The organism is Mariprofundus micogutta, from assembly GCF_001895085.1.
Taxonomy (GTDB): Bacteria; Pseudomonadota; Zetaproteobacteria; order Mariprofundales; family Mariprofundaceae; genus Mariprofundus; species Mariprofundus micogutta.
Genome location: NZ_BDFD01000037.1, coordinates 1 through 5,469, shown reverse-complemented (window position 1 = coordinate 5,469; position 5,469 = coordinate 1). Strand labels below are relative to the sequence as shown.

Annotated in this window: 5 protein-coding genes; 2 read left to right on the top strand and 3 right to left on the bottom strand. The window is 42.1% G+C overall.

All coding sequences use genetic code 11. From position 1 onward, the window contains the following. The first annotated feature begins 170 nt into the window (after positions 1 to 170). Positions 171 to 314 carry a hypothetical protein gene (locus MMIC_RS12760; protein ID WP_171966511.1) on the top strand — a complete coding sequence of 48 codons (144 nt, stop codon included), beginning with the start codon at positions 171 to 173 and terminating at the stop codon, positions 312 to 314. Positions 315 to 417: 103 nt separating this feature from the next. Here the strand turns inward: MMIC_RS12760 and MMIC_RS12165 are convergent, their stop codons facing one another. Further along, the gene (locus MMIC_RS12165) at positions 418 to 2,643 is read right to left on the bottom strand and encodes a S8 family peptidase (protein WP_072660746.1); all 2,226 of its coding nucleotides are present in this window, start codon (positions 2,641 to 2,643) and stop codon (positions 418 to 420) included. After that, positions 2,644 to 3,810 carry an AAA family ATPase gene (locus MMIC_RS12160; RefSeq protein ID WP_072660747.1) on the bottom strand — a complete coding sequence of 389 codons (1,167 nt, stop codon included), beginning with the start codon at positions 3,808 to 3,810 and terminating at the stop codon, positions 2,644 to 2,646. 427 nt (positions 3,811 to 4,237) lie between these two features. Between MMIC_RS12160 and MMIC_RS12155 the strand changes: the two genes are divergently transcribed. Further along, positions 4,238 to 4,777 (top strand): tyrosine-type recombinase/integrase, encoded by a 540-nt coding sequence (locus MMIC_RS12155; RefSeq protein ID WP_072660745.1) that lies wholly within the window; start codon positions 4,238 to 4,240, stop codon positions 4,775 to 4,777. Positions 4,778 to 4,827: 50 nt separating this feature from the next. Here MMIC_RS12155 and MMIC_RS12150 read toward each other — a convergent pair whose 3' ends face one another. Further along, complete coding sequence (locus MMIC_RS12150; RefSeq protein ID WP_072660744.1) at positions 4,828 to 5,076, bottom strand: hypothetical protein; 249 nt, start codon at positions 5,074 to 5,076, stop codon at positions 4,828 to 4,830. Positions 5,077 to 5,469 lie beyond the last annotated feature (393 nt).

Sequence of the window (5,469 nt, the reverse complement as noted above, 5' to 3'; positions counted from 1 at the left end):
ATCATTGTGACATTATAGAGACCGGAAATGAGAGCTGGAGATTCAAAAATAGAGCATGATTTAAACAGACTTTAGGGGGGTCAAAATTGGACGCTGATGGGGGGTCAATTTTGGGTGCTGATTGACATGCCTGGGGCTCAGTGACTGGTGGTGGTAGCTACTATTCAGGCGTGAAAGAATTCACACTTAAGGGTATTGATACTAATTCAGGAAAAATCATCTTCATCGTGACTGGTAGCTATGGCAATCCGAAAGAAGCAAAGGTTGTCGCGGCTGATATTGCTGAAGCATTCAGTAGTAAAATAAAGGGTTAAAAAGATGGGAATACAAGGCCCTCTCATCGACGGTCTTGTATTCCCACTTACCATGACAATTAACCCCTAAGAGAAGTTTAGTGGAGCTCCAATATTAGTTTATTCAAGTTCGAAGTGGCAATGACACCTGTGGCTCCAACATCTGAAGAGCAGCATGTGAACGAAGGATCTCTTGATGCAAATTCACATGCTTAGGTGCTATCAAGGTGAGTACTAAAGCATAACGAATTTGAGGAGCGCCAGATGGAACAGGCCCTCCTCCATCTCTTGCATTGTAGTGAACATCAAAAACAGGCTTCTTCAAGCTGCTCGCTAAGAAAGATTTTTCATCATGCAGCACAGTTTCCCATTTCCCTAAATCCGACCGCAACTCAGCCTCTGAACGATACTTAGACAATGGAAAAAATGTTTGACTCTTTGCATTTGCTGCCTTATCTGAAACAAACTTATCACAATGTGGTCGAAAGGTTATTTCCAATCCAGCTTTTGTATAGTTTGCAGTATCGTGTGGGTCAACAGGACTTGCATAACAAAATGTAGCTCTAACCCTTACTTTTCCCATCAACGCAACATCTGGAAGTGGAATTGGTGCCCGCAAGTACTTTCCAGGAAGTAATGCTCCTTGATATATAATTCTAGCCTCTCCCTCACCACATGTGATTAGTCGGTCAATATCACTAGGCACTCGACCTCTCCCTACATCTTCCATATCAGCAATTTGGTGAGATTCGCATCCATGAATTAATAATGCCTTAATTGATAGCGGATGCACCTCATCTCCGAGAATTGCACTAATACCAATAGCAGAGCGAAGTGCCAACGGGGCTGAATAACTAGTTCCAAGAGTGGCTGACAGACTAGCTCGAACTCCAGGAGAGATCACATGGAAGTATTCTGTAGGGGAACCACCGAATGCAACTACATCTGGTTTATGGCGACCAGGACTTCTACCTGGTCCTTTCGCACTATAAGAAGCGCGCTGCCAACCGGAACCAGAAACATCAGAAGCCCCTACAGACAAGGCATTGACGCAGTCAGCTGGAACTTGAATTCGATTCAATTGAGTAAGTTCATCTCGTTGACCATTGTTTCCGATCGCCACAGCTAGAAGGGTTTCACCATTACTCAGCAAGCTATCTAATACTGATGTCCAAACATGTACATCAGTATCCTCTATCGCCAAATCAGGCCCCAAACTTAAATTAATAAATTGATATTGTCGTGACAATAGAACTGTCTCAATATGTCCAAGGGTACGAAACAACTCATATGGATCTTCTTCATCCGATTTAGAATCAAGAACACGATGATGATCAACATATGAATACGGCCTATTCACACCCTCCATTGGATTGATCGCCCCAAACAAAACAGCAGAAGTAACTCCTAGACCGTGATCAAGGTAGTCAGTCACATCATCTGCATTTTCATCCGATAAAAAATATCTCCTAATGTATGGACTCAAGACATGATTAGAAGGCAACCCACCATCTAAAATCGCAGCTTTTGTTTTATTAGATAATGGCTCTGCTGAAGGAAGATCGACGGGAATGACAACAGGCATACTACGAGTCGTGCTGATAGCACGAATTCTGGCCATTGGACGAATTACACGCATTAAAGTAAATTGAGCCAGCTTTTCTAACTGATTCGGATTACCTTCAATTGCTAAGAATAGTAACCTTCCTGCTTCAAACTCAAACTCGCTATTAACTTGAAATCCACAAAATAATGCATACATCGAGAAATATGCACGTAGCTCACTACTATCACCCTCTGGCAACATATGGAGACCAACTTCAAATACTTGAGTTTCATCATCCTTATATTCCCCATCTTTGATTCGATCAAAGGCAAGCATTGGAGAAAATGATTCAATCTGCGTAAATTGCTTTGCAGATGCTTCACCTTCAGTTAACTGCTCCGCAATATTAGGCAACTTGCTGAGTGAATACCTTGTGCCAGCAACAAATAATTCCGTTGTGTCCATTTCTTTCGGAGACTTTTTCTGAACCACCTTTCGAGGTGAAACTCTCAATGTTCTTGATCCAACTGATGTTAGTCCTGCCTGTTCAAATAAACTTTTTGGAAAATACGATTTCGCTATATAGGACGGATGCAATACAACCTTTGCAACAACCATATCATTTACGCATGCATTATCTGGCAGTTCAGAAAATAATCTATTTGCCTCTATGATTTGAGGTGTAATTATGGCTTTTGCTTCATCTAAACTATACGGGTGTTTTTTTTCACCAGGATTCTTCTTAGGCGCGTCAATTTTATAAGTGAGAAGTTCTCCTCGTCCAATTAGATAACGTGCCGTCATTTATTTCACCCCTCTCCCTTTACGAGGTGAGGGCCCTGCATGCTTTCTAATAGTATCGCGGGCCACACCAGTAACTTGACTAATTTTCATGTGCGAATGCTTACCACTTTTAGCAAGTTCTACCGCCAATTGCAAACGCTCTGGCTGAGTTAAATCAACCTTAACTTGGTTTATAGCTATTTCCACCAGCTCTTCTATTGGTGCATATTGAAGCGCATAGCCCCGTCGCAGAGAAGCAATAGCTCTTTCCACATCAGAAAGTGATTGCCCACTTAGCACTATCACCAACACATTTACCCATGGTTCAAACACAGAAAGATCGTCCCGGAGGAAACGACGCACTGCAGTATCAACCGCAACATCATCTGGCACATCAAACTTGAGAACGGCATCAAACCTTCGCCACAAAGCTGGATCAACTAATTCTGGATGATTTGTCGCAGCCAAAAGTAAGCCAGTGTCCGGCCATAGGTCCACTTCTTGAAGGATTACAGTCACTAGGCGCTTTAATTCGCCAATATCAGATTCATCGCTTCGCCGTTTAGCTATTGCATCTATTTCATCAAGAAGCAGGACTACATCATGACTCTTTGCATGATCTAGAGCTGCCTTAAGGTTATTCCCAGTCTTTCCAAGAAAACTGCTCATTACGGCTGCCAGGTCCAGTACCCATAGTGGTTTACCAAGAGATTTAGCGATCCAACGAGCCGTTAGTGTTTTCCCTACCCCTGGAGGTCCCACCAAAATAGCAGAACGAGTAGGACTTATTCCTCGATCTGCAAGATGCTCCCTTTCAACATGCTCTCTTATAACCATTTCGATTTGTCTTAATAAATTAGACGGCAATAATGGTGAGGCTACATCATCGTAATCATTGAAAACACGAATCAAAGATAATTGAGAATCTTTATCAAGGGGAAACTGCCTTGGTGAATCAACTTCTGGAGTTCCCCCGCGACGTAGCACAGAACTACTCGCCCCCCTAGCTTGTGAAGCCTTCAAGTATTGGTCCAATTGGACCGCCAAATCAGGATGGATACGGCGGTATTTACGAACTAGGCGAGCTAGAAATAATCTGATATCTTCGCTTGCACCAGAGGCAGCAAGCCTCGCCAAATTGGCGAAGTCCGACTCAATACTGTCAATTTCGCCACTTTTTTTAATCAACAAACACCCCGCTTACAAACAAATAAATGTGCAATACTGACGAATAGTAGCAATAACATGAGTATATCGTCAATTCAATATTTCTCCCTGCATTGCAACCTTGACACTTGGGCCATCTAGCCTTTTATATCATTTTTAGCGCCTGCTCATCAATACATATCAACAGGCCTCCCCTCCACCAAACTACATCAATTAACCCCTCATACTCTAGGCCATCTGACAACCCGCCTGAAAAAAGCGCCCTATCAGTAAGCCATTAATTCATGATAATACTTCAGCTTTCAGCATTGATATTTGATACTGAATTCTGGTCGCCGCCTATTAACACTATGACTATTATGTAATATGTTTAGAAAGATGATCGTTGCTATTGCTAGCTCTACAGCTCACTTGAAACAACAACCCGAACACTGTAATGTAACAAGTTATGCGAGACTACCTCTTTCCCGATGAAATCGAACGACTAATTGCAACTGTAAAAAAGTCACCTCGGCATGGTATCCGGAACAACCTCATGATTTTACTCACCTACCGTCATGGCCTTCGTATTTCTGAACTGGTTGATCTTCGACTTTCGGACATCGATTTACAATCAGGTAGAATCAACTGCAGACGACTTAAAGGGTCTTTGCAAAACATCCACCCACTCGAAGGCGATGAGTTGAGGTTGATTAAACGCTGGCTGAGGATTAGATCTAATCCCTCGTCAGAGTACCTATTTATATCAGAACGCGGAACACCAATCACGAGACAAGCTGCTTGGAGAATTTTCAAAGAAGCAGGAGAAAAAGCTAAATTAGAAATTAATGTGCGCCCACACATGTTAAAGCATTCGTGTGGCTACTATCTAGCCGATAAAGGTTGTGACACCAGGCTGATTCAGGAATATCTTGGCCATAAGAATATACAAAACACTGTCCGCTACACTCAAACAAATGCTAAAAGGTTTGAAGGATTATGGCGTTAATAATTCTGGCAGGATCACTATTATGCTTCTGGTGCATCAACCATACATATTCACCGCTTTTTGTTTGACTGCGATAATACAGATCCAGCTAAAGCCTTTGTATCATCGCTATATTTCGAACTGCTCAACACAGTGGAAGCCAAATCCTCTAGTTCGCCCCCTGTCTGCTTCTTATTTCCACTTTGAGCTAATGCTGATGCAGCTAAACTCTTAGCCGTCTTCGACGAATTTTTATCTGCAAGCGTTTTCGCTGCTTGAGACGCAATATTACTTGATGTTCGTTTCTTGTTTCTGGGCATAGCCCTTAACCTCCACAGCATTTAATCATAATTCATTCTCTACTCAGGTGGATATCCACCGGAATAACTCTCATTAAATTTATTCTCTTCTTTTCGGTATAGAATGAAGGATCTAATTGTGAGGCCAGCAACCAAAATGAGAAGTATCATGAGTAATAATGCAAATGGATGAATGTCAGACAATTTAAATAATCCTCAAGGCCAATATTGAGCATCTTGCCGGACCTTTCTTATTAATAGCAGAGCAATTGAGAATGGCAACTCACAGTCTTTTCCAATATGAAATGAGTCTGAAAACGTAGTTGTCCTGTCCATCATATGGGGATGCTTATCCAGATGGACGAAAGGAAGATCAAAACAGTTGCCGATATTTCAGTCTTTCTGTCAGGAACA